Source organism: Adhaeribacter terrigena (genome assembly GCF_016623615.1).
In the GTDB taxonomy this organism is placed as follows: Bacteria; Bacteroidota; Bacteroidia; order Cytophagales; family Hymenobacteraceae; genus Adhaeribacter_A; species Adhaeribacter_A terrigena.
The window spans coordinates 43978-67917 of sequence record NZ_JAEHFX010000005.1 but is presented as its reverse complement, the minus strand read 5'-3'; the positions used below and the strand labels follow the sequence as shown (position 1 = coordinate 67917).

Annotated in this window: 25 protein-coding genes; 6 read left to right on the top strand and 19 right to left on the bottom strand. The window is 45.9% G+C overall.

The features are described 5' to 3' along the window. Window position 1: 1 nt before the first annotated feature. Entirely contained in the window at window positions 2-388 is a 387-nt protein-coding gene (locus I5M27_RS10855; RefSeq protein WP_200506242.1) for a phage holin family protein, read from the bottom strand. Between the two features lie 161 nt (window positions 389-549). Here I5M27_RS10855 and I5M27_RS10850 point away from each other — a divergent pair, with 161 nt between their 5' ends. Continuing rightward, the gene (locus tag I5M27_RS10850) at window positions 550-1635 is read left to right on the top strand and encodes a DnaJ domain-containing protein (protein ID WP_200506241.1); all 1086 of its coding nucleotides are present in this window, start codon (window positions 550-552) and stop codon (window positions 1633-1635) included. A 657-nt stretch (window positions 1636-2292) separates the two neighbouring features. Here the strand turns inward: I5M27_RS10850 and I5M27_RS10845 are convergent. The 5 genes from I5M27_RS10845 to I5M27_RS10825 form a co-directional block, all read right to left on the bottom strand. Next, the gene (locus I5M27_RS10845) at window positions 2293-3639 is read right to left on the bottom strand and encodes an HTTM domain-containing protein (protein WP_200506240.1); all 1347 of its coding nucleotides are present in this window, start codon (window positions 3637-3639) and stop codon (window positions 2293-2295) included. A gap of 132 nt (window positions 3640-3771) precedes the next feature. Beyond that, complete coding sequence (locus tag I5M27_RS10840; RefSeq protein WP_200506239.1) at window positions 3772-4275, bottom strand: hypothetical protein; 504 nt, start codon at window positions 4273-4275, stop codon at window positions 3772-3774. A 61-nt stretch (window positions 4276-4336) separates the two neighbouring features. After that, entirely contained in the window at window positions 4337-5356 is a 1020-nt protein-coding gene (locus I5M27_RS10835; protein ID WP_200506238.1) for a DUF6929 family protein, read from the bottom strand. 223 nt (window positions 5357-5579) lie between these two features. Beyond that, window positions 5580-6164, bottom strand: coding sequence for a carboxymuconolactone decarboxylase family protein (locus I5M27_RS10830; protein ID WP_200506237.1), 585 nt, complete (start codon window positions 6162-6164; stop codon window positions 5580-5582). Window positions 6165-6294: 130 nt separating this feature from the next. Further along, window positions 6295-6849 carry a peroxiredoxin gene (locus I5M27_RS10825; RefSeq protein ID WP_200506236.1) on the bottom strand — a complete coding sequence of 185 codons (555 nt, stop codon included), beginning with the start codon at window positions 6847-6849 and terminating at the stop codon, window positions 6295-6297. A 509-nt stretch (window positions 6850-7358) separates the two neighbouring features. On the opposite strand from I5M27_RS10825, the gene I5M27_RS10820 reads away from it, so the two are divergent. Then, window positions 7359-8291 carry a hydrogen peroxide-inducible genes activator gene (locus I5M27_RS10820; RefSeq protein WP_200506235.1) on the top strand — a complete coding sequence of 311 codons (933 nt, stop codon included), beginning with the start codon at window positions 7359-7361 and terminating at the stop codon, window positions 8289-8291. Window positions 8292-8597: 306 nt separating this feature from the next. Here the strand turns inward: I5M27_RS10820 and I5M27_RS10815 are convergent, their stop codons facing one another. The 6 genes from I5M27_RS10815 to I5M27_RS10790 form a co-directional block, all read right to left on the bottom strand. Beyond that, complete coding sequence (locus I5M27_RS10815; protein ID WP_200506234.1) at window positions 8598-9371, bottom strand: PH domain-containing protein; 774 nt, start codon at window positions 9369-9371, stop codon at window positions 8598-8600. A 57-nt stretch (window positions 9372-9428) separates the two neighbouring features. Beyond that, window positions 9429-10166, bottom strand: coding sequence for an HAD-IA family hydrolase (locus I5M27_RS10810; RefSeq protein WP_200506233.1), 738 nt, complete (start codon window positions 10164-10166; stop codon window positions 9429-9431). Window positions 10167-10258: 92 nt separating this feature from the next. After that, entirely contained in the window at window positions 10259-10888 is a 630-nt protein-coding gene (locus I5M27_RS10805; protein WP_200506232.1) for a carbonic anhydrase family protein, read from the bottom strand. 167 nt (window positions 10889-11055) lie between these two features. Beyond that, a complete protein-coding gene (locus tag I5M27_RS10800) occupies window positions 11056-11967 on the bottom strand; it encodes a bestrophin family protein (protein WP_200506231.1) in 912 nt (303 codons plus the stop codon). Between the two features lie 218 nt (window positions 11968-12185). Continuing rightward, window positions 12186-12785, bottom strand: a complete 600-nt coding sequence (locus I5M27_RS10795) for a YdeI/OmpD-associated family protein (RefSeq protein ID WP_200506230.1) — start codon at window positions 12783-12785, stop codon at window positions 12186-12188. Window positions 12786-12789: 4 nt separating this feature from the next. Then, window positions 12790-13335 (bottom strand): DUF1697 domain-containing protein, encoded by a 546-nt coding sequence (locus I5M27_RS10790; protein WP_200506229.1) that lies wholly within the window; start codon window positions 13333-13335, stop codon window positions 12790-12792. Window positions 13336-13559: 224 nt separating this feature from the next. On the opposite strand from I5M27_RS10790, the gene I5M27_RS10785 reads away from it, so the two are divergent. After that, the gene (locus tag I5M27_RS10785) at window positions 13560-14345 is read left to right on the top strand and encodes an oxygenase MpaB family protein (protein ID WP_200506228.1); all 786 of its coding nucleotides are present in this window, start codon (window positions 13560-13562) and stop codon (window positions 14343-14345) included. Window positions 14346-14518: 173 nt separating this feature from the next. Next, window positions 14519-15130: a hypothetical protein gene (locus I5M27_RS10780; protein ID WP_200506227.1), complete on the top strand. Its 612-nt coding sequence runs from the start codon at window positions 14519-14521 to the stop codon at window positions 15128-15130. Window positions 15131-15216: 86 nt separating this feature from the next. Here the strand turns inward: I5M27_RS10780 and I5M27_RS10775 are convergent, their stop codons facing one another. From I5M27_RS10775 to I5M27_RS10760, 4 genes are all read right to left on the bottom strand, one after another. Continuing rightward, window positions 15217-16131: an exonuclease domain-containing protein gene (locus tag I5M27_RS10775; RefSeq protein ID WP_200506226.1), complete on the bottom strand. Its 915-nt coding sequence runs from the start codon at window positions 16129-16131 to the stop codon at window positions 15217-15219. Between the two features lie 168 nt (window positions 16132-16299). Further along, window positions 16300-17319: a virulence RhuM family protein gene (locus I5M27_RS10770; RefSeq protein ID WP_200506225.1), complete on the bottom strand. Its 1020-nt coding sequence runs from the start codon at window positions 17317-17319 to the stop codon at window positions 16300-16302. Between the two features lie 153 nt (window positions 17320-17472). After that, complete coding sequence (locus I5M27_RS10765; protein ID WP_200506224.1) at window positions 17473-18960, bottom strand: peptide MFS transporter; 1488 nt, start codon at window positions 18958-18960, stop codon at window positions 17473-17475. A 362-nt stretch (window positions 18961-19322) separates the two neighbouring features. After that, complete coding sequence (locus I5M27_RS10760; RefSeq protein ID WP_200506223.1) at window positions 19323-19808, bottom strand: DUF6252 family protein; 486 nt, start codon at window positions 19806-19808, stop codon at window positions 19323-19325. A gap of 475 nt (window positions 19809-20283) precedes the next feature. Here I5M27_RS10760 and I5M27_RS10755 point away from each other — a divergent pair, with 475 nt between their 5' ends. Together I5M27_RS10755 and I5M27_RS10750 are read left to right on the top strand one after the other, a co-directional pair. Further along, window positions 20284-20589: a hypothetical protein gene (locus I5M27_RS10755; RefSeq protein WP_200506222.1), complete on the top strand. Its 306-nt coding sequence runs from the start codon at window positions 20284-20286 to the stop codon at window positions 20587-20589. A gap of 2 nt (window positions 20590-20591) precedes the next feature. Further along, a complete protein-coding gene (locus I5M27_RS10750) occupies window positions 20592-20933 on the top strand; it encodes a hypothetical protein (RefSeq protein ID WP_200506221.1) in 342 nt (113 codons plus the stop codon). A 98-nt stretch (window positions 20934-21031) separates the two neighbouring features. Here the strand turns inward: I5M27_RS10750 and I5M27_RS10745 are convergent, their stop codons facing one another. The 3 genes from I5M27_RS10745 to I5M27_RS10735 form a co-directional block, all read right to left on the bottom strand. After that, on the bottom strand, window positions 21032-21688 hold the full coding sequence (locus tag I5M27_RS10745; protein ID WP_200506220.1) for a DUF2238 domain-containing protein: 657 nt from the start codon (window positions 21686-21688) through the stop codon (window positions 21032-21034). Between the two features lie 296 nt (window positions 21689-21984). Beyond that, entirely contained in the window at window positions 21985-22410 is a 426-nt protein-coding gene (locus tag I5M27_RS10740; protein ID WP_200506219.1) for a response regulator, read from the bottom strand. Next, complete coding sequence (locus tag I5M27_RS10735) at window positions 22407-23897, bottom strand: sensor histidine kinase (RefSeq protein ID WP_200506218.1); 1491 nt, start codon at window positions 23895-23897, stop codon at window positions 22407-22409. Before I5M27_RS10735 ends, I5M27_RS10740 begins: the two co-directional genes overlap by 4 nt. Window positions 23898-23940 lie beyond the last annotated feature (43 nt).

The following is a 23940-nucleotide window of genomic DNA, read 5'->3' as shown; positions in this document are numbered from 1 at the left end:
TTTATTTTGCGGTTTTATCGTTTTTATAAATGGTATTTTCGAAAGTTTTATCGGCCACGCCCTGGAACGTTTTTTTATCGAGCCCGAAGAAGAAGATCAGGAACAGAACGATATAAAATGCGGTTAATATGCCAAAACCCCAGAACTGACTGTCGAGCAGATCGTTCAGCATAAGGCCCAGGAAAATATTGAGGAAAATAAGCGCCATGAAGGCCGTAAAGCCGAGCATGATCGCGTGGAGAATTCCTACAAAACCGGCCTTCATTTTATTCTGAATATCGAGCCGGATCAGGTCGATCCGGGTATCGATATACCCCATCAGATTGCTGATCATATCGGCCGGTTTGCCAGGTCTGGAATTATCGTTCGGGTTATCTGTGTTGGTCATAAAAAAGCGTCATCGTTTTGGTTGAGCAAAGTATACGGTACCGGATTGAAAAATGATAGCCTTAAATTGGCAGCTTCGGTAGGAATTACGAAGTTTAAGTTTTTAGGGCTGAAACCATACCGTTTTTTGTTAATTTTAAAGCTTAATAAAGGGGAAACCTGGTGCAACTGAATTACTATTCCATACTCGGCCTGAAAAGAACGGCAACGCAGCCGGAAATAAAAACGGCCTATAAAAAACTGGCTATTCAGTACCACCCCGATAAACACCAGGGCAATACGTATTTTGAAGAGCAGTTCAAGCAGGTGAGCGAAGCTTACCAGGTATTAGGCAATCCGCAGAAACGGCGCCTTTACGATCTGAAGCTGGAATACGTAGCCCAGCAGCAACGGGTGCAGCAACAGCAGCGCGCTTATTATACCCAGCAGCGGCGGCCGGCTTCGGTAAACGAACGCTATTACCGCACCATTTCTAAAAAACGGAAATTTTCGCGCCGCGACTGGCAGATCACCATTGGTTTTTTTGTGGCTCTGATCCTTTTCAGCCTGGCCGTAAAATTTACCATGGATTTTGTAACTGCTAAAGCCCGGTTCCGCAAAGCAGAGGCGTTTATGGAAGAAAAGCAATGGTCGGGCGCGCATAGTTTGTTAACGGAAGCCATTGATTTTGATCCGGAATTTGCAGAAGCTTACGCCCGGCGCGGCTTTATTAACCAAAACGTTTACCGCGATTACGATGCTGCCATCTACGACTACAGTGCCGCTTTGCGCTTTGGGGATGCGCCGCAGGCCGAAACCTATTTTATGCGCGGGCAATGCCACTCCAGTCTGCACCATTTCCGGCAGGCCGAAGCCGATTTTACAACCGCTATTAGCTTAGATAAAACGTACCAGGCGGCTTATTTCAGTCGTGGAGAGATACGGTTGCTGGAACTGAATGCCTGGAACAAAGCCGTTGCCGACCTAACCGTTTTTCTGAAAAAACCAACCGAAACGACCGCCAGAAACAAAGCGCTTTTATACCGCGGTTTTGCCTTTTACCTGCTCGACGATTACAATGCCGCCATTCAGGACTACGATGCTGCCTTGAAAACTGATGCTGGTAACGGACGCCTGTATTATTTATTAGGCAAAGCCAAGTTTTCGCAACACGATGAGGCTTCGGCGTGTGCCAGTTTTATGCGGGCGTATAAATTGGGCTATGAACCGGCGATTCTGGATTGGGAAACGTTGTGTGGGAAGGAGTAGTTTTGAGGTTGGAAAGATAACGTTTTTTTCGTCATCTCGAGGATAGGAAGGATTTATTTCGGGTTGGTGGTTTGAGTTTTACGGCTCTGAACGATACCGTTTTTCATAGCCTACTTTCTATCTTTGATCATTAACTTAATTGCTTTCATAGCTCACTTCAGTGTTCTTTTTGTCTTGACACAAAAAGAACCAAAAAAGTCAAGTCAAGCGCAAACTCGCTGACCGCTCAAACAGTGCGCTTGACAAAAAGCCACCGTGATACTTTCTCTTCTTTGTAGTAAAGTGAACAGTGCCTATATAGTGAACGTTGGTGGCAAGGCAAGCGGCAGAATTTGTTGCCGTAAGCACAAATTCTGCTTGTAGTTCGTCGCTTTTCTTTGATCGTACTCCGCTCTCGCGTTCGAGATTAATAGTTTGAATTAGTAGAGAAGTAAAAGCTTCCCTCCTTGGTAATGAGGGGTTGGGGCGGTTGATTTGCAGAACCGATTGCTAGGTTTGATGCTGACCATTAAAAGAAAAAATTCTGTCCTTCCTTTAATCCTTAAAATCGTGTTCAGACAGAGGTGATAAGGCGCTACAAGGGATGATAACCTGAATTCAAACGAAAAATCCATAAATTCTATAATTCAGACGAATCCAAATTCAGGCAATTGTCCTTTAATCCTGCAAAGGCAAGATCCAGTCATAGTGCTTTAAACTTCTTTGCTGGGCAGCTAAATTGGTTTGCGGGCTTATTAATGGCTGGGAATCGCGGCCGTTTAAACTGCACTGGCTGCCTACGTATACCTCCGGATTTTTATAGCCTTGCTTTTCGTATTCGGCTTTCAGGAAATGGGCGAACTGGAGCATCAGATCCGGCTGATCGGCCATTTTGTTGATCTGGTTGGGGGTTAAATATTTCTCCGGATAAATGGGAAAACGCGCTTCTTCCTGGCCTTCGGTTTTCGGGGCTTTTACCTGGAAATTGACCATGCCGTCTTTGGCACGCAGCATCATGTGCCACGAAAATTTGTGCCCTTCTTCGGTCCAGTTTACGTTACCGGGGTAAAGGAAATGGCGGAAAGGGATCAGCATCTGCAGCGTTGCATAGGTTAAAATGCCGTATAAAAGGAGTTTTTGGTGCGCCGCAGATACCGTTTTTAGAGCCAGGTTTTCAGGCTGGAATGCCGGGATGTATTTCCGGAAAAAAGGCAACTTGCGCGGCCAGCTTGGGCTGAAATATAAACTTGTAAGTGTAAGCGAGAACCACGGAAATGTGGCCAGCCCGAAAATAAGCGCGTTGGAAAGATGGAACATGGCCGCCAGCGTAAAGCCCAGCCAGCGGGTGCGGCGGTAAAGCAACAGCGGCGCAAAAAGCAGGTCGAAAGCCAAGCCGGCGTAACTCATGATCCAGGGCGTAAATTCGTGCGCTAAAATACCGCCGATAACCGGTTTTGCCGCTTTGTAGCCCATCCAGATCTTCAGCGGTTTGGCCAGCAGCCAGTCGGTGTGAAGCTTGGCTAAACCGGCGTAGAAATAAACCAGGCTGATCTGGAATATGAAAATATAAACCGTCCAGGCGGGTGTATAGCTGCGTTTCAGTTCGGGTTTCCGCCACACATCTACCGAGAAAGCGCGGTGCGCCGGAATGAACATGAGCCAGAAACAAAGCAGGCAATACAGGTAGAAGTGGTTTACAAATTCGGTTTCCTCCATTAAAAACAAGAGCGAATAGCCTATAAAAAGCACCACCGTGGAAAGGCGGTAAAACGCCCCGGCAGCAACCATAAAACCAGCCAGAATGGTTATGGCCCAAAGCGCGTACATACCGGTTTCCGGGAAAGGCTTGAGCCAGGGAAAAAACAGATACGAGAAATGGAATTTGGGCTGAATATAATTCAGGTAATCGCCGGTGAGGAACTGGTTGATTTGCTCAAAAGAAAGCAATATGCCCGCTGCGATCCGGAAAAAGACCAGCGAAGCAATGTCGATTGGTTTGAAAAGGTGGTGTTTAAGGCGCTGCATTTGCCGCCGAAGTTACCTTTTTTCAGGGAAAAAGAAGCGAAAGACGATATGGTTTCGGGGCAGAAAAGTCTTCCTTCTGATGAGTCGGGAAAGCTTCAGAATAAGCCTTCTGCCCTTAATTCAGGTTAGAGATTATTTTGAAACCGGTTGGATTTGTTTTAATGAGGCTGCCGCTTCTTCGGGTTTTTGAGTACCAATGAGCAGTTTTTTACCGCTTTTGAATACGATCTGAATGCCCTGATTTCCGGCAATGTTATAGGCTAAGCCACCAAAACCGTAACGCAAACCCCAGCCGCCAAACTCACCGAGCGGGCTGTATTTACGCACGTAAATTTGCTCCATTTCAGACCACGGGAATTCGCGGAATTTTAAATGCAGCGGGAATAATTTTACAGCAATGCCACTTTCAGTTACCCGCGTTTCGAGTTTTATGAACATAAACAATGCAACCAGCGGAATAATTACGATCATGGAAAGCACTAATCCGGCATTTACCGCGCCATCGGCAAAGGCTTCGGGTTTCTGCATTTCGTGATAAATTGCAAAAAATGGAATGCCTGCCGCGAAAATAAGAATTGCCCAGAGCCACCATTGTTTAAACCGCTGCGTTTCGGAAAAAAGGATTTTTGCTGCCATGATTTCAAGATAATAATTTTTAGTTTTTTACGCAAATAACATAGCGTTTTTCGGCTGGCTTCTATTCCTGAAGGTTGATATCCAGGATGTTGGAGCCACCTTGGTCGTCGTCGGTGAGGCAAAATACTTTCAGGGTGCCATCCGGTTCGCGGCTGAGGAATTCGATGCTTTCTACTTTTTCTATTACGGTCTGGCCGGTTTTATTCGTGAGTAAAGCCACTTTTTCCAGCGGCTGGGACGTTAGTTTTTCTACGTTTATAATACCGATAAAGCTGCCCAGAATTTCGCCGTCTTCTATCCAGTTTTTAGTATTTTCTACCGAAGCGGTAAACAAAATTTTATTTTCATTGCCTAGCTGACAAGCGCCGGAAAAGCCCGGATCGATGCCTTTTATTTGCGGCAGTTTAAGGCGGTAGGTTTTTATTTCCGGGGCCGCGACTTTCTGGGTTAAAAAGGCTAGCGTTTTTGGCCAGTTGGTTTGCACCAGTACGTTTTTCCCACGGTTAAAGAGGTAAAGCGTTTCGCCGATCATGGCGCTGCCTTCCACGTTTATATCTTCGTCGGTTAGGTTTGCCTGCGTTTTGATCAGTTCGTAAAAAGGCCGTAAGGAATAGGTTTTCGCGTTTTTTACATCGTTTAAATTTACCACGAGCAAAGAGTCGCGTTCCGGCGATTTGGAACCCGAAGCAAAAGCCAGCAAATACGTTTCGCCGTTCATTTTTCCCAAGCAGGCGCTTTCATAATCGGGTTTAGAAGATTTGGGAATGCGGAAATCCAGCGTTTTCTGGTGGCGGGGGATCGCGTTTTTTTCGAGCACGTTAAACGCTGCATCGAGTTTGAAAAAGTACGGCGAATCGTCGGAGATCAGGTGAAAATTTTCGCCGGATCTTACCAGCCCGGAGCCGGAAGGAATGGAATCTAAGGCAATGGTGTTTTCTACGCGGGCTTTCATTTTTCCGGAGGCGGTTTGCGTGGTTTTTAACCGGTGGTTTCCGGCGTTTTTATTGGCAGATTTCTCTTCGGAACCGCAACCTGAAAACGCTATGGTCAGGGCCGCAAAAAGTAAGAGTTTCGTATGCATGGAAAAGCTAACGCCATTTTCTGAAACAGGTTTTAAAGGGTTTGTCAGCCCACAAAACAAAAAAAGCAGCCCCGGAAACCAGAACTGCTTTTTAAGGTGAGAGCAAAATAGTATATATAGGAGTTTAGGTATTCAGGAGAAGAATGCCTTAGAAGGAGGTAAGAGTAGGAGAGAACTTGAAAAATCCGCCCCAACCCCCTTCAAAGGGAAACTTTTTTATTTATTAGAACAGGTTGATAAAACCTTTCACCACGGCCGTCAGGCGGATGGCATCGTAAATGCGGGCTTCGGTGGCGCCATGTTTCAGCACCGATTCTTCGTGGGCGTTTACGCACATTTCGCAACCGTTTACCGCGCTTATGGCCAGGCTGGCCAGCTCAAAGAATTCCTTGCCTAAAACCGGGTTCATCATAATGCTCATTTTGATGCCGGCCGGCGTGTTGTTGTAATATTCTTTGTTGGTGAAATGGCGGAAACGGTAAAAAATGTTGTTCACGTTCATTAAAGAAACCAGCGCGTAGAGTTCGGTAATTTCTTCGGAAGTAGCGCCTTCGGTAGCAGCCAGCTGGCTGAAAGCAAGTTTGGCGGCTTCGTGTTTTTCGTTTATAGCCACGGCCAGAGCCAGCAGGTAGCTTTCCTTTTTGGTCAGGTTGGCGTAAGAAAGGGCATTGTTCAGGTTTATGCGCAGGTCTTTCAGGTAGCGGTGGTCGTTTTCGGCCAGCAGCAGCACGCCGTCGCTGAGCGGTGCTTCGGTTAAATTATAATCGGTCAGCAACCGGTCCAGGGTTTCGTTTTTTATATCGAGCATTTTTTTAATGTGCTAATGTGAGAAATGGATTAATGTGCTAATAATTGAATTATGTAATGTGCTTTTTAGCGCTAATGTGCTTTTCATTTACAGAGCAGCACATTAGCACATTAAAAAATCAGCCCATTAATTAAGCTTCAATCGTTGCTTCGCCTTTTTGCCAGTTGCATGGGCACAGTTCATCGGTTTGCAGGGCGTCCAGGATGCGGATCACTTCTTTCACGTTACGGCCTACGTTCAGGTCGTTTACGCTTACCCAGCGGATGGTGCCTTGCGGATCTACAATGAAGGTGGCGCGCAGGGCCACTTTTTCGTTCTGCTCTAAAATGCCCAGTTCTTCGGCTAAGCTTTTAGAAGTATCGGCCAGCATCGGGAAACGCAGGTCGCGCAGGTCGTCGTGGTTGTTTCTCCAGGCTACGTGCACAAATTCGTTATCGGTAGAAGCACCGATCAGCATCGCGTCGCGGTCTACGAAGTCTAAATAATGCTTGTTGAATTCAGCAATTTCGGTTGGGCACACAAACGTAAAGTCTTTCGGCCACCAGAACATTACCAGCCATTTGCCGGAAGCTTTGATCTCGTCGGAGTTCAGTTCGTAAAATTCTTTGCCTTTTTCAATAGAAACGGCTGCAATTTTTTTGAAGTCCGGGAATTGGGAGCCGATCGATAAGATTCTGTTTTGCATGATGTATATATGTTTTTTGGTTTCTGATGCTGCAAAGTTGCGGCTTTAAACTGCATCAATCAAACTGATATTTTCTATCTTTGTATAGATAAAAGCTATGAGTTGTAAGGCCCCACCTAAATCTGCCCTCATTCAGGGGAGGACTTTTGATCGGGAATGGGGGTACCTACCCCTGACCAAAATGTCGTCAACTTAAGAATTTATTTGGTCATCCCGAGCATTCCTGAGATGAGAGTCGAAAGGACCCTGCGTAGCAGCCGAGGGAACTAACGCGTACCGAACCTGCAAGGAATTCATTGCTTCGCTCGAACTCACTTGTAATTCCGCGTAAGTTTCTTCGACAGGCTCAGAATGACCCGATAATTTTCTATGGATTCTCTTAAGTTGACGACATTGCCCCTAACCCCTCCTTGAAAAGGAGGGCTTTGGGTGGTTGAAAACGCTATGCATTTAAGCCAAAAAACTACTTTCCCAAACCAACAACCAGCAACTAACAACTAACAACCAAAATGAACCTGCAGCAATTAGAATACATCGTGGCGGTAGAAAAGCACCGGCATTTTGCGCGCGCCGCCGATGCCAGTTTCGTAACCCAGCCTACGCTCAGTATGATGATCCAGAAGCTGGAAGATGAACTGGACGTGAAGATCTTCGATAGGAAAAAGCAACCTGTAGAACCCACCAAGGAAGGCGAAGAAATTATTCTGCGCGCCAAACAGGTTTTAGCCGAGGTAGCGCATTTAAAAGAATTTGCTTCGGAACTGAAAGGCGAAATTACCGGCGAACTGCGTTTAGGTATTATCCCGACGCTGGCGCCTTATTTACTGCCGCTTTTCCTCAAACCGTTTTCGCAGAAATACCCGCAGCTGAAGATCTACATCAAGGAAATGGTTACCAACGATATCATTGCCAGGCTGAAAACCGGCGACCTGGATATGGGTATTCTGGCTACGCCGGTGCACGAAGATCAATTGACGGAGCATCCGCTTTTTTACGAAGAATTCTTTGCTTACGCCTCCAAAAGCGAGAAACTGGGCCGAAAAAAGTACCTGGCGCCAAAGGAAATAAACATCGAGCATTTATGGTTGCTGGAAGAAGGGCATTGTTTAAGAAATCAGGTTTTTAACCTCTGCGAATTAAAAAAACAGGAAGACGTGGCCGATAATTTACACTACGAAGCCGGCAGCATCGAAACGCTCATAAATTTGGTAGATAAATACGAAGGCGTAACCATTATTCCGCACTTTGCCACGCTTAATTTAACGCCTGCGCAAAAAGAAAACGTGCGCGAATTTGCCGAACCAAAACCAGTGCGCGAGATTAGTTTAGTGGTTAGCAAATCGTACCCACGCAAGAAAATGCTGCAAAACCTGAAAGCCGAGATCCTGACCGTAATTCCCTTCGAGGTAAACCAGAAAAAGAAAAGCGTGCTGGAGATTTAAGCCAATTTGAAGATTTGGAAATTTGGAAATTTGAAGATGGGGAGATGACTTTATCTCTCATATGATTGCGTCATCCCGAGCTTGTCGAGGGAACTAACGCGTACCGAACCCGCACGAACGCTAATATTAGTCCTTGAGCGACAGGAATTTATTGCTTTTCTCAAATTCCATAATAGTACGCATTAGTTTAACTCCGCTGCAACTTCGATTTCTTCGAAAGGCTCCCCACAAGACTTCGGGGCAGGCAGAATGACGCAATAACGTAAAACGCTATGCTTTTTGCCTGAAAAGTCACAAAATCCAATTCTAAATCCCGATATCATTGGCTTGTAAAAGCAAAGCGGCGCAGGCGTTGGCTAATAAAAATTTTTCTGCCGGCGATACATCGTTCAGATATACTATGCCTTTATCGATGATCGAAATGGCTGCTACAGGCTGGCCCTGCATGTTGCGGAACTCGAAACCAACCGCGCCAAAAGGTAAAGCAACCGGCCCGTTTTTGCCTTGCAGTTTGTTGATGGACACAATGGTGTAATAATTATCGGGGCTTTGCAGCAGCGAACCGGCGTAGGTTTTGGAACGTTGCGCCGCCCGGTTGTCGAAGAAAAGCTCCCAGGGCTGGGCGTTGGCTTCCGGAATAATTTTAGCGTAGAACTGGTTGTCGGTTTCTATGCCGATGCTGAGCAGATCTAGAACCTGGTTGAAGCCGGAATGAGCATTGCCTAAAACCAGGTCGCGGGCTTTGATGTTGGTAGCGCAATAGGCTTCGGAGGTTTGTGAACCATCCTGCAGTTTAAAGCGGAAGGTTTGTTTTTTGGTGAGATGATCTACGTAAATGCTGGCCCCGCCCATGCTGAAACCGCTCGAACTTTTAGTGCCTTTGGTCCAGGAACGTTTTACTTCCTGGGTTTTATAATCGCCGAAAGCAAGGGTTTGCTGTTTGAACAAGGGTTTCTGGTTCACAACCGCATATTCCTTTTTCTGCGGCCACTGGCTTTCGTTCAGGGCTATTTTAACCGAAGATGTGCAGCTGCTTAACAAAGCAAGCGAAACCAAAAGAGAAAGCGTTACTTTTTTCATATAAAAAGCTACCGTTTTGGGGCAGTAACTTTAAGACAACCTGCCGCGGGTTAACCCTTAGTTGTGATGGCGTTTTACTTCCAGGAAATTTAAAGCGCTTTTTTCTAACCCGGAATTTGAGGGCAGGATTTGCAGGATTTCTGAGGGTGCATGAACCATAAACTCCGGATTTTCTGCCCGGATCAATTCCTGGGAATCGAAGCCCCAGCTCACCCAGATCATTTTTACGCGGCATTTCCGGCAGGCCGTCAGGTCGCGTAATTCGTCGCCCACATAAAGCACTTCGGAAGGTTGTAACAGATGCGTTTTCAGGAATTTCTTAATAGATTTATCCTTGCCGAAAATATTATTGGAGCAAATCACGTGCTGAATAAAAGGCAGTTCGCTGGCTTGCAGAAATTCCCGGATATTCTGTTCTGAATTAGAAGAGATGATGGCTGTTTCATAACCGTTCTCCCGCAACGCTTCCAGCATTTCTCTTATGCCCGGAAATAATTTTACCGTATGGATGCTCTTTTTATAAAGCCCGTACAATTCGGTAGCCAGCAAGGGCAATTTATAAACCGGCCAGCCCAGCAATTTGCAGCGCTCCGTGATCGGTAATTTCCGCAGTGTTTCGAGGGCTTCAGGGGCAATGCGCTTGTAGCGATGCCGGTCGGCGATTTGGTTTAAAGCCGTAAGCGCGGCTTCTTTGCTGTCGGCCAGCGTACCATCAAAATCGAAAATAACGTAACGGATCATGGTTTGTGCAGCATTTTCGGAAAATACCGAACCAGTTTTTGAATGCTTTTGCATAGCGTTTTCAGGCATTTTTCTCCGGACAGGCAAGTTAAAAAAACGGCAGTGTTTTCAACAAAACACTGCCGTTCCTGATCTGGAATTAACGCTTAATCCTGCAGGTAGAAATCTACTTTGCCGGTTTCCACGTCGTACAAGCCGCCAATGATCCTGATCTCGCCCTGACGTTCCATTTCGGCTAAGATCGGGCTTTCTTTTCTTACGCGGGCCATGGTAAGGTGCACGTTATTTTCGGTTACCCGGTTTACAAAGGGCGTATTGCTGCCGGTGCGGTTTTCGGTAGTCTGGGTTTCCAGGGCAATGGCCGGGTTTACTTTCTGCAGCAGCGTGGTAATATTGCCGATCTCTACGTGGTTGCAAGCCCCGATAATGGCGCCGCAATTGGTATGGCCCAGCACTACTACCAGTTTCGAGCCGGCCACTTTACAGGCATATTCCATGCTGCCCAGAATATCTTCGTTCAGAATATTGCCCGCAATGCGGATGCTGAAAATATCTCCCAGGCCCTGATCAAATATCAGCTCGGCCGAAGTGCGTGAATCGATGCAGCTTAAAATGGCGGCGAAGGGAAATTGTCCGGCGGCGGTTTCGTTTACCTGCTGCAGCAGATTGCGGTTCGCTTTCAGGTTATTTACAAAACGTTGGTTGCCTTCCTGTAAAATACTAATGGCCATTTCGGGGCTTAAACCGCTCTGCGATTCCAGGGTGTGCGTTCTCATAAAGGGTAAATATTTGCTGATTTCCGGAGATTGAAGGAACAGAATTGCATGAACCGCATAATTTCGCCGGGAACGAAATAGCTTAACGTGGAGCTTTTCGGGTTTTTACGCACTTCCAATCCTGATACTTGTGTTTTTTTTTACTTGTTTTGGCAAAATTGGGATTTTTATTTTAAATAAAAATCTTCCGGTGCCAACGGTTCCGGCACATTCGGTTCCTCCAGTAATTGTTTCAGGTTTATTTCTATGGCGCGGGCAATGGAAGTAACGGGCGTATCGGTAGGCATGTCTACAAAGGGATCCTCCAGGTAAGTGGCCGTTTTTTCGATCAGAAAGAAAGTGGTTGCCGTCATGATCAGGATCGGAATTTCCAGCGGACCCACCGTTTCCACCAGCCCCAGCGAAAGAATGATCAGGAAAAGGTAAATGAAGAAGTGGATGATCACGCGGTAAGTAACCGGGAAAACGGTATTGTTTATGCGTTCGGCCATGCCCATAGCATTGGTGAGCCGGTTAATGGTATTATCTACCTGAACCTGCTGATACGGGTTAATGGCTTGCTGGCTGAGGAGCTTTTTCAGGTCCTGCATGTGCAGGTCCAGCATGGCGAAATTCTTATTGCTTTGCGGCAGCACAAAACCCGCTTCGGCCGGGATCAGATACTTCAGAATGGTAGCGCGCGAGTCGCGGCCCCGCAACGATTCGCCGAAGGCATAGCACCAGCCAATTTGCCGAAAAGCTACTTTCCGGAGCAGCGCTTTGGTTTCTTCAAACCCTAAAACCTCCGGGTTTATAAAGTTTTTCAGTTCCAGAATAAGCGTGCGCGAATCGTTTACAATGCTTCCCCAGATCTTGCGCGCTTCCCACCAGCGGTCGTAAGAGTGATTCAGTTTAAAAGCCAAACCCAGCGAAATAGCCGTACCCAAAACCGTAGGCAATTGCGCGGGCAAAGAGGGCAAATAATCGTTGAAAAAGAATTTGAAAAAGTTGAACGTAAGAGAAAAAAGGAAAACCCGGATCACATCTACCTTGATCATGCTGAACAAGTAGTTGAAAGGCAGTTTCTTAGATATGAGCATAAAAGATCCGGGCAGTTTGCGTTTAAAAGATTTTAAAAACGCATCCGGCCGGATATGGTTTAACCTTGAAAGTGAAAAATACGCATTCCCGATTGTCCCCCTTCGGAGGGGGTAGGGGGAGGATGCACACATTTCTGAAGTTAGATTCTTGCCATCCCGGAGAGATCTCTCCTGACGTCGAGATGACAAAAAAACGCTATCCTTTCCGCCTCAAAAACTCACAGCTTTATCGAATCCGAAAGCACTTTCTTGCCATCGGCAAACGGTTTCAATTCGCGTTCGCAAAGCCTGATAATGCGTTCTAACCGTTCCGCCCGCAAAGCCGGCGATTTTACTTTTTCAATCTGCCGGATGTAAACAAACTGATTGGTATTGCTCAGGCTTTTAAAGAAGATCAACGCCGCTTCGTTCGCTTCCAGGGCATCGTCTAAGTCTTTCGGGATTTCCTGTTTGGCACTAAGTTGATAAGCCGCTTCCCACTGACCGTTTTGCTTTGCAATTTCTACCAGTTTCATCCCGGCGTCGGTCATTTTTCCTGCGGCAATTAGTTTCGCAACGCGGTCCTGGTTTACCACGCTCCACGTACTTTTGGGCTTGCGCGGCGTGAACCGGTTCATGTAGGTATCGTCGTCAATTCCTTTGCGAATACCATCGATCCAGCCGAAACAAAGCGCTTCTTCCACGGCTTCTTCGTAAGTTACGGTTGGTTTTTTGGTGCTGAGTTTGTAGAAGACCAGGTAAATTTCCGAAAGCTTATCGTAGTTCTGTTCGAGCCAGTTGCGCCATTCCTGCCGGTCTTTGGCAAATACTTTTTCCATAAAATTACGCGGTTGCGGGTTGGCTCATTTCGATCAGTTTGTTGATGGTGCGCCAGTTGCGGGTAGAAGCGGCCACTTTCAGTTTCTTCTCGAAAAAAGCATTTTCCAGCTTCGTGTTTCCGTAGCCGTTAAAGCAATACACAAAAATTTCCTTGCCCGAAACGCTATACATTTCCGGCTCAAAACTAAAGGCTTTCAGCGCTTCCAGTTTTTCTTCGGAAGGCGTTTCCTGCAAAAAAGTAACGTAGAGTTTTTCAGGCTCAAACCCTACCATTTCCGCGTACGGATTACGGGCAATTACCTGCTCCATTTCTGCCGCCGTCCGGCAAATTACCGGAACCTCAAACCCAAAAACTTCCTGAATTTTTGCCGAAATTTTGCTTTCCAGATCTGCTGCCGTAGCGCTTTCGAAAACCACGTTGCCGCTCTGAATGTAGGTGCGCACGTTCGTAAAACCGAGCGTTTTAAACATCGTTTTCAGCTCGGGCATTTTGATCTTTTTGTGCCCGCTCACGTTAATGCCGCGCAACAAGGCTGTATAGGTTTGCATCATTCAGAATCATTGCTTTCAGGCTTTGAAATTGCCGAAACAAAACCTGAAACGCAAATGGAAACCTTGCAGCGGCTGGTATTTTTTTAAAATTCCAGATGATCAGGCATAAATGTTTGACAATTAATTTGTTACAAGGTGTAAACGGTATCGGATTTGCTACGGAAAGTAAAATTAATTAGCCAAGGCAATCTCATAAATCTTTTGTTTTTCGTTTAAGCGGTATGGAGTATTTTGTAAAGGAGGGTTCGGTGGTGCGGCAGATCTGGGGTACCTCCGACGTTATTTTGTTTATTTTTGCTGGTGCGGCTGCGGAATTTGCCTTAAACAAGGCCGTAGACTGGCTTTATTTTACCGGTAAACTGCCCGCCGATCCGCTGGGGCGGCTTTTTTCTACCGTAGAATACGCGCGGGTAATTGTTTTTTCGGAAAAGGGATCAGCCGAAAAGGCTATCGATACGATGGCGAAAATTCATGCCGGGGTTGAATATAAGCGCGGTGCCGCAATACCCGACTGGGCGTACCGCGACGTGCTTTTTATGCTGATCGATTATTCTATCCGGAGCTTTGAGTTGCTGGAGCGCTCCCTTACACCCAGCGAAAAAGAAGAAGTTTTTGAAGTTTTTAACCGCGTAGGTTTACGCATGGGATTGCAGGGTTTACCGAATACTTTTCCGCAGTGGCAGGCCATGCGCGCCGAACACTTGCGGCAGAACCTCGAGAAAAGCCGCTATACCACCGATCTTTTTATGCAATACAAAAAGCACCTGGGCAATATCCGGTACCGCATTTTGCTGCAGGCGCAATTATTGGTTGTTCCTAAACGCGTGCGTAAACTGCTGAAAATAGGAAAAGTTTCGATGCTGCTGCCGGCCGTGCCATTGTATAGGTTAAGCCGCAAACTGCGCCTCGATTGGGTTTTGAAAGTTTTGTTGCTGCCGGCCAGTTATAAAATGCAGATCAATGCGCTGGATCGGGTGCCGGTATACGGAATGCGTGTAAGCAGTTAAGAGTTAGCTTAAAGAATTGCCATCCTGAATACGGGCATCGGGCTTACCTGCGCTTAGGTTGATAGGAAATTTTAAACTATTTAAAGTAAAATACTCAGTTATGGGTATTGCAGGCGGAGGCAACAATCGGTTATTTTTGTGTTTCCTATTATAAACCTGGAACTCCCGCAGCTATGACCTGTTCTCCTATTAAACGCCGCATAACGAAAGCGGCAGTAAGTGCTTTAAGCTTGTTTTTAGTGCTGGGCTTGCATGGTTGCGGCGATGATGAGGACGAAAAAGACGATAATCCGGCGCCCGGCGTGAGCGAAAGTTTGCATTTTAACTTCAAGACGCCGGATTGGGAACGCAATATCGATTGCACGCATCTGGATCTGCCTTCTAATTCGCTGGATGCTACCACTTATTATGTGTCGGCTACTTCCGCATCTACCAATTCTACGTTTTTCTTTTCGTTTCCGCAGGATAGCTCGGCTATTGTAAACCCTGCCAACCTGAAGCAATACAGCATTAAAGCCTATGGGCAGAACGATGCTCCGTTCCAGCTTTCTTTAAAACTGCCTTTAACCGAAGGCAACAGCAAACGCCTGGTAAGTAAAGCCGGGCAGTCGGCGGAATCTTACAACGAAATTTTAGCGGTGAAATACGACGGGCACAACGCTACGGAAGCGTTCTTTAAAGTAAAAGCCAAGTACCAGATGAAAACTGTGGTAGTAAACGACTCGAGCATTCAGAAAACCGTTTCCGGTACATTTCATTTCCGCATCCGGACTACCAGGAAGTAAGTTTTGATTTTGATGGATAAAGAAAACGCCTCTGAATTTTCAGAGGCGTTTTTGATAAAACTCCGATTTGGTGGGAGTGAGGGTTATTAAATGTTGCACAAGAATTCTTTTTCAGAAATCACTTCAAGAAAAGAACCTTGTTCTATTAGTTTGACAGCTTTCTCTTGTTTACTGCTCATTCCATCTTCCCCTACTACTTTATAATCTTGTTGTCCAACAACTAAAAAGTTTGTTGTTTTTGTAACTGAAGGAGCATTTATCCCGCCTATATCTGCAATTAATTGTTGTGCTTGCGCTCTTGACATCGAAGTTAGTGTTCCTGTAAAAACAACTGAATTCCCGTAGAAAATACTTTCATGTTTACGCTTAGCTGGGTCTCCTGCAATTATAGCTAAATCTTTTTTGGTAGACGACCCTTTAGATTCTGCTGGTCTGTAACCACCTTCAAATAATTCGCCAATCGAAATTTTTAGTTTTTCCTGAAACTCATGAACCGAATTTGTATTGGTAAGTTCAAATGCTTTGAGCGTTAATTCTGCACAAGCCCTTGAATCTGCAGCCGCTCTATGATGGTTTAAATTGATATTATTATACCAACAAAGCGTTTTTAAATCATAGGAAGCTAATCCAGTCCAGACTTTTTTAGAAAAGATATAACTGCATGCGTAATTTAAATTGGGAAACGGGAGATCGTAAGTAGTTAACGTTTTTCTCAGAACACTAAAATCGAAGCTTGCATTGTGCGCAATAACCAATTGGTTTTCTAACTTAGATTTGATTTCGCTCCATAGTTCATGAAATTCTGGTTGGTTAGCAACATCTTCAGGTCTGATTCCATGAATTGAAATATTGAATGGATTAAAGTAGGGATAACTTTTTGGCTTGATTAACCAAGATTCAGTTCCAACGATTTCCTTATTTTTTACATAAGTTAAGCCAATTTCACATGGGCTGTCTCTTTCAGAAGTAGCTGTTTCAAAGTCTATAGTTACAAAGTCCATATTATAGTTTTGTTGAAAGTATTCCAGTTGGAATTTTGTTTGTTACAAAGGTATAATTCTCATGAATTTCCCCTAACAAAAAACGCTATCCTTATCATTCTAAAAACTCAGAAGTAAAAAACTGTCTAAATTACTTCAGGCAACCTTTAAAGCAACAATTAATTTAGGCTAAGGCTTCTTCTTTCCCTGTAACTTCTTCACTTCCTTATCGAAATCAGATACAATCTTCTGGGTCTTGTTGAACTTGTCATATTCCTCTCCGGCTTTTTGTTCGGCGGCGAGTTTGGTTATTTTGCCGGAATTTTCTAAAACGTGATATTCGTTAAAAGCCAGGAATTTATTCACGCTTTCGGCTAAGGCTGCCATTGTAAAAGTTTGTCGTCTTTCGATCAGGTTTTCGATGTAATCAAAATAGCCGGAAACGGTGCGTTCCAATTGCTTGATCTCTTTCTCCGATAAATAGTTTTTGGCAACAGTTGTGTCTGATTTCAGGATACGCCCATCCGGAGAATTCTTCCAGGTGGTTAAGCCCATATTTTCCTTTTGGCTGTCGGCTAGTTTGTAAATTATTTCAGCGGCAGTATGGCCGGTAATAGCAAAATGGAATTTGTTTTGAATGGTGGCGTAAAAGGTTTTGGTCAGCTCTGAGTTGCGGTCGTAATCGATACTGCATTCGGCAAAAATATCGGTTATTTGCTGGTAAATGCGGCGTTCGCTGGCTCGTATGGAACGAACCCGTTCGAGTAATTCCTTAAAATAATCTTTGCCAAACAAAGTATTCCCTTGCTTTAAACGCTCATCGTCCATCGCAAATCCTTTAATCAGATATTCCTTCAGGGTTTTGGTAGCCCAGATTCTGAACTGCGTAGCCTGGCGGGAGTTTACCCGATAACCAACCGAAATAATGGTATCAAGGTTATAAAAATCTATACTTCGGGTTACTTGTCTGTTGCCTTCCTGGCGAACTACTCGAATTTTTCGAGTAGTTGTCTCTGCTTCTAATTCTCCGGTTTTATAAATTTCACCAAGATGATATGTAATAGTATTTGCCTCAACACCAAAAAGCTCACCCATGCTCTTTTGGGTAAGCCAAACCGTTTCATCCTGAATAATTACATCTACCCGTACTTCACCATTAGGAGCTGTATAAAGGAAAAAATTAGCTTCGTTTGGTATTAATTCATCCATTTCATTTTTATTCATTAGGCCCTTATACAAATGTAATACTTTGCGGCCAAGCTTTTAACAAAAAACGCTATCCTTTTAACCTAAAAAACTCAGAAACAAAAAAGCCTGCCCGAGTCACTTCAGGGAGGCTTTCCAATGCATTCAAACCTAAACTCACCGCACATCGCCCATCCACTTTTTGATCAGCGGTACGCATAAGATCAGCAGCACCCCAAACCCGATAGAATACATCCCGATCTGGCTCAGAATATCTGCGTAGTAAGGCAACGAAAGGGCAGGTTTATCTACCACGTTTTCGGGTACGCTCATGAGGGCGCCGATTTTACCGGCCAGGAATTCGCCGATGGCGCTGGCAAAAAACCAGATGCCCATCATCATGGCCCCGATCCGGACCGGCGAAAGTTTGGTGATCATGCTCAGCCCGATGGGGGAAATGCAAAGTTCGCCGCAGATTATAAAGAAGTAACCCGCCACAAACATCGCCAGCGAGATCAAACCGCCTTCCGCCGATTGGCAAGCCCAATAGAACACGTAAAAGCCCAGGCCTAAAAACAAAAAAGAGATCCCGAATTTCAGCGGCGTGCCGGGTTCCAGTCCTTTTTTATTGAGCGCAGGCCAGAGCCAGGCAAAAAAGAAACTGAGCACAATTACCCAGGCCGGCGGCAGGAAATTATTCACCGCCAAGGCCGGAAGTTCGGTCCCGAAAACGTGCATATCTACATTGCGCATGGCAAAGAGGTTAAGCGCGCCGGCGTTCTGTTCGTAAAAAGCCCAGAAAAGCGTGGAGAAAACGATCATGACCAAAGCCGCAAAAAGCTTGTAGCGCGGCACGCTCTCGAGCTGGAAAGCGGTGTATAAAATGTAGCCCAGCGACAGCGCGCCCAGGCCGAACATGATAAAATCCATGAGGTGGTAGCGGTGAAACAAGGCAACAATTACCGGAATGAGCAGCAGTGTAGCGCCATAAATAACCACTTCCTTGCTGATGCCGGCAAAAACCGGTTTCTTCAGCGCGGCGGCATCGGGCGGGTAACCTTCTTTCAACGATTTTTTACCCAGCCAGAAAACCGTTAAACCCAGCACCATAAAAATACCTGCCAACCCGAAACCGTAGTGCCAGTTTATCTGCTGCCCCACGTAGCCGCAAAGCAACCCACCCAGCGCCGCGCCAATGTTTATGCCCATGTAAAAAATGGAAAAAGCGCTGTCTTTGCGCGGGTCGTTGTCGGCGTAAAGCGTACCTACCAGACTGGAAATATTAGGCTTGAAAAAACCGTTGCCGCAGATAATAAAAGCCATGCCGTAAAAGAAACTCCAGTCTTCCGGCACCGCCAAAACCAAATGCCCGATCGTCATGAGAATGCCGCCAAACATAATGGCTTTCTTCGCCCCTAAAAACCGATCCGACATCATGCCGCCGAACATGGGCATGGTATAAACCAGCGCTGCGTACGAACCCAGGATGGCATAGCCTTTCGGTTCGTCGAACTTAAGCTGCGTAACCATGTAGGCCAGCAGCAGCGCTTTCATGCCGTAGAAAGAGAAGCGTTCCCACATCTCGGCGAAAAACAGCATGTAAAGTTGTTTCGGATGACCTTGGCTGGCCGGCGCTTCGGGGATTTTAGGTTCGGTTAAGTCCATGTTGGGTTTTGCGGTGCAGAGTTTTAAAGATGTAAGATAGTAGAGTTTTTTGAGGTTTTTGTATAGCGTTTTTTTACGGCTTCGGCTAAAAAAGCAACCGTCCGCAGCTTGAAAAGTCAACCATCCCCAACCCCTCCTGACCAGGAGGGGAGCTTTTTTTACTGCTTCATTTAGCTTCGGTAATTCTTAAGATACTTTTATGGAGGGAAACGTTAGGCTTTGATGCTTAAAAAATAGAGTGAAGCAGAACTGCAAAACTCCCCTCCTGGTCAGGAGGGGCTGGGGGTGGTTGATTATACCAAAGATCAAAAACAAAAAGCTACCGGGTGTGGTAGCTTTTTTCAATAGCAGGCAGGGTGATTTTATGGCAGCGTTAGATCGGTAAAGGTGCCGCCGGTTACTATTACTGAATCAGGTTCGGTGCTTCCGCCGAAAACTTTCTGGCCGGTAAAACGGAATGTGCCGGAAAATTTCTTCGTGTTGGCATCGTAGCTGGTAATGGTTAGCTGGTTTACCGTACTGTCACTCAGGAAACCGGTCCAGCGGGAATAGCTATTATCTGCATGCGTCAATTCGTAGGAAAGGCTGCCGGAAGTATACGTACCAGTTTTGGTAGGAGTATCCATGCTGATGGTTATTTTCCGTCCGGAGCCATCTTCGCCGTAAATTCCCAGCAGACCACCGGAAACCGCGGTATTGTGGTTTATCGCCTGCCAGCCTGCTCCGGCAATGGTAGCTTTGATCTCCGGCTTGGCTGGTGCGGGCTTATCGGTGTCGTCGTCTTTACTACAGCTGAACAGAAAGCAAAGCACTACGAATAAAGTGAAAGGTAAACGTTTGAAATTCATAAGCATGAAGGTGTGGGTTTGCGTTAACCTAAAGATAATGAAAATATTAACATATGATTTCCTGCGTAATAAGTGCTAAATTTTCCTGAAGCTGAAAGCCGAAAACGCTAGGCTTTAATGCTCAAAAAGTAGCGTGAAGCAGAACTTCAAAATTCCCTTCCCGGTCAGGAGGGGGTGGGGCAATGTCGTTAACTTAAGAATTTATTTTGGTCATCCCGAGGGAAGCTGAGGGAACTAAAGCGTACCGGACCTGCAAGGAATTCATTGCTTCGCTCGAATTCCCTTGTAATTCCGCGTAAGTTTCTTCGACAGGCTCAGAATGACCCAATAATTACCGAAGTTAACGACATTGGGGGTGGTTGTTTCACGCATTCCTGAATCTATAAATCCTCAAATCTGAAGAATCCAAGTTCAGACAGACGCCATTTCCGCCTGCTTTAGCTAAGGGAAACGATAAAAAGCAGTACCTTTCAGCATGGAAAACATGATCCGGGTTATTGGCAATATAGAACTGCTGAAAGCAAGCGACTGCGTTATTTACAACACCACCAAATACCTGTCGCCGCCCGAAGTTTACGTGCATGACCCGATCATTATTACCGGCGATAACCTGATCATGGACGAGGAAAAAAGCAATACTTCCGACGATGATAACGACAATAACGGGCTGCTGTATTACGAATTTCAGGTGTTGAATGAAGGCGAACCGGTTGAAAAGATCCTGGTGGTTTTCCACGATACGCATAAAAACGAATTCACCGGCTGGTGCCTGGAAGAATAAAAATGGAAAAGATAGAACTACAAGGCACCTGGACCAAAGACGAGGAAGGATTTATGGAATTCGAAACCTCGCAGCTGCAACGTTTATACGAAACCGTAACCGATAGCTACCACCACGTTTACAACCAGTTCCTGGAGGAAACCGACGACGAAGAAGACGCGCATTACAAAGCCCTGGAAGCCGGCTACGAAATGATAACCGATTACAAAGAAATAAGCGGCATAACGGAATTCGTGACCACTTATAAAACGCCCGCTTACGTGGCCGATATCTGGTACGAAACCGATGAATATACCGGCAAGAAAGTTTTCGACAAAGGCTTTATCCGGATCTCCGGCAAATAAAATTCAGATTTTTCTTTCCCAGGAAAACGTATTGTTACCCTGAAAACGGTATCGGTTTCAGGGTAAAAACTCGAAACGCCTTTTGTGAAGCCTTGCTTTTAAGCGGCCGTTTTTTTCTGAATATTCAATAGTCTTTTCAAGACATAAACAATAGCAATTGCCAGCATAGCCCCGGTAAAAGCCAGGAAAATATCTTTCTGCGCATCCCAAGCATCGCCCTGCGTGCCGAGGTAGGAAACGCCCTGCGCCGGAAAGAAAAGCTCCGCTACGGCCCACTCAATCAGTTCGTAAAGCCCGCTCACGGAAAGTGCAATTTCAATGGGTAATAACCACGCTACCCAGTTCGGGAATTTGGCCCATTTCAGAAAAGCCTCGCGCATGGGGTACGCCAGCAGAAAACCAAAGCTGAAATGCACAATGCGATCGTAATGATTCCGCGAAGTCTGAAACGTTTCCTGCAACCAATAACCCAGCGGATTTTCGGCATAAGTATGTTTGGCTCCATACACGTGCAGGCACAAATACACGCAGATCAACAGGTAACTCAGGTCTGAGAACTGGTGCTTTCTGTAAGTGAAAAACAAAAAGAAAACTGCGCCAAAAACCAATACATTTTCCAGGAGCCAGTTCGGCAGATCGGTAGTGCCCAGCAAAGAACTGCTCCAGAAAGCAAAGAAAATTCCGATGAAAGATTTCAGCCAGAAATTCTGGATAACGGGCGTGCGGTACGTAGAAATTGCGTTGGTAAAAGTCATGGTTCTCTCAGGTTTAAAGCGTTGTTTTTATTTGCTTCAAAGGTAGAAGCACCAACCCGCTCCGGAAAACCGGAAATTCAGAATGTTAGACTTTAGGTTTTTTCGGAATTAGTGTTTACTAACCTGAAAATCAGCAATTAAATGTGTGGATTATAAGACTTTTTGTTTTGCATTAATTGTCTTCGGGTTTTAAAACGCTATCCTTTTTAGCCAGAAAACTATAGAAACGAAAAAGTCTGCCGGTAAAGAATTCGGGCAGACTTTTTACAGTTAAAACGATATCGTTTTCCGGGTACCTAGAATACGTACACGTTAATGGCTTTTTCCAGTTTTTCGGCGGTAAGCGGTTTGTGAATAAAGCCTTTTACCTGCGGAATATCGATGGCTTTGCGTTCCTCGTCGGGGTTAATGCTGGTGGTAAGCATCAGGATCTTGATGCGGCGGGTCTGGTCTTCCGGCAGCTCTTTGTAAGCTTCCAGGAATTCCCAGCCATTCATACCGGGCATGTTTATATCCAGGAAAATGAGCCCGGCTTGCGGAAGGGTATGGGCGGAGGAAAACTTACCGGTATTGGTCAGGTATTCCAGCGCTTCGCGGCCATTACCTGCTACCTGCACCTCGGTGTTAATATCTGCTTTGCGGATCACGCGCTGATTCAGGTAATTGGTCGCCTCGTCGTCGTCCACTAATAAAATAAAATCTAAGCCGTTTATCTTTCTCAAAGCGAAAAATTGTTTGTGTTGATCGTAAAATAAAATGTGCTGCCCACGCCTGGTTCTGACGTTACCCACAGGTCGCCGTGGTGCAGGGCGGCAATGCGTTTGCAATGGGCCAGTCCAATGCCGCTGCCTTCGTACTGGCTGCGGGTATGCAGGCGCTGAAAGATCAGAAAAATGCGGTCGAGGTATTGCGATTCTATGCCAATACCATTGTCTTTTATCGCAAATTTCCATTTATCCTGCACCAGTTCCGCGCTTATCCGTACCTGGGGTTTTACGTCTGGTTTCCGGAATTTGATGGCGTTACTGATCAGATTCTGCAGCAACAAACGTAATTCGGTCCGGAAACCAACGATAACCGGTAGAGGTTGGGTTACAATTTCTGCGCCCGTTTCCCGTATCAGGGTATTAAGGTCGGCACATATTTCCTGTACCACTTGCTGGGTATTTATTTCGGTGGCTTCGGAATTACGCCCCAGCCGGCCATAATCGAGCAGGCCGTTTATCAGATCGCTCATGCGGGCGGTAGCCGCTTTAATGAACTGCAGCATTTCTGTTCCGGTATCGTCGAGCTTCTGGCTGTAGTCTTCCCGGAAAACATCAATAAAGCTGCTGATATTCCGCAGGGGTTCCTGCAAATCGTGCGAAGTAATATAGGTGAGTTGCTCCAGTTCGTCGTTGCGGGCTTCTATACGCTGCATGTTCAGCAGCGTAGCCTGGGCTTTTTTCAGTTCCGTAAGGTCGCGGGTTACTTTCGAAAAACCGGTAATTTCGCCGTCGTCGTTGTGCAGGGTGGTAATGGTAACGTTTGCCCAGAAATGCGAGCCGTTTTTACGTACGCGCCAGCCTTCGTCCTGGGCCCGGCCGTTTTTAATGGCTTTTTCCAGTAATCGCTGCGGTTTTTGCGTGGCCTGGTCGTCGGGCGTATAAAAAGTGCTGAAGTGCCTGCCAACAATTTCGCTGGCTTTGTAGCCTTTTATTTTTTCGGCGCCTTTGTTCCAGTTCTCAATTTTGCCGTTTACATCCATCAGTAAGATGGCATAATCCTGAATCTCAGCAATCATTTTGTGGTACCGGTCTTCGCTGCGCCGCAAATTTTCTTCCGCCAGTTTTTTCTCCGTCAGGTCGCGGGTTACTTTCGAAAAACCGATCACCAGCTCATTCTCATCGTGAATGGCCGTAATGGTTACACTGCCCCAGAATTTTCCGCCATCCTTCTTCAGCCGCCAGCCTTCGTGGTGAACCGACCCTTTGGCAGCGGCCTCAGCCAGTAATTTTCCCGGCAAATCGGCCACCCGGTCTTCAGGCGTGTAAAAGTTACTGAAGTGTTTGCCGATAATTTCGCCGGCGTTATAGCCTTTAATCTTTTCGGCGCCCTTGTTCCAGCTCTCGATGTAGCCATCCTGATCCAGAAGCAGAATAGCGTAATCTTCTACCTCTGCTACCATTTTCTGAAAACGAATATTCTTGATATCAGATTCGGGAGTCATTTTTAAAGTTTTACCGGCCAGAAATAACTAAAAAGGAAACGGC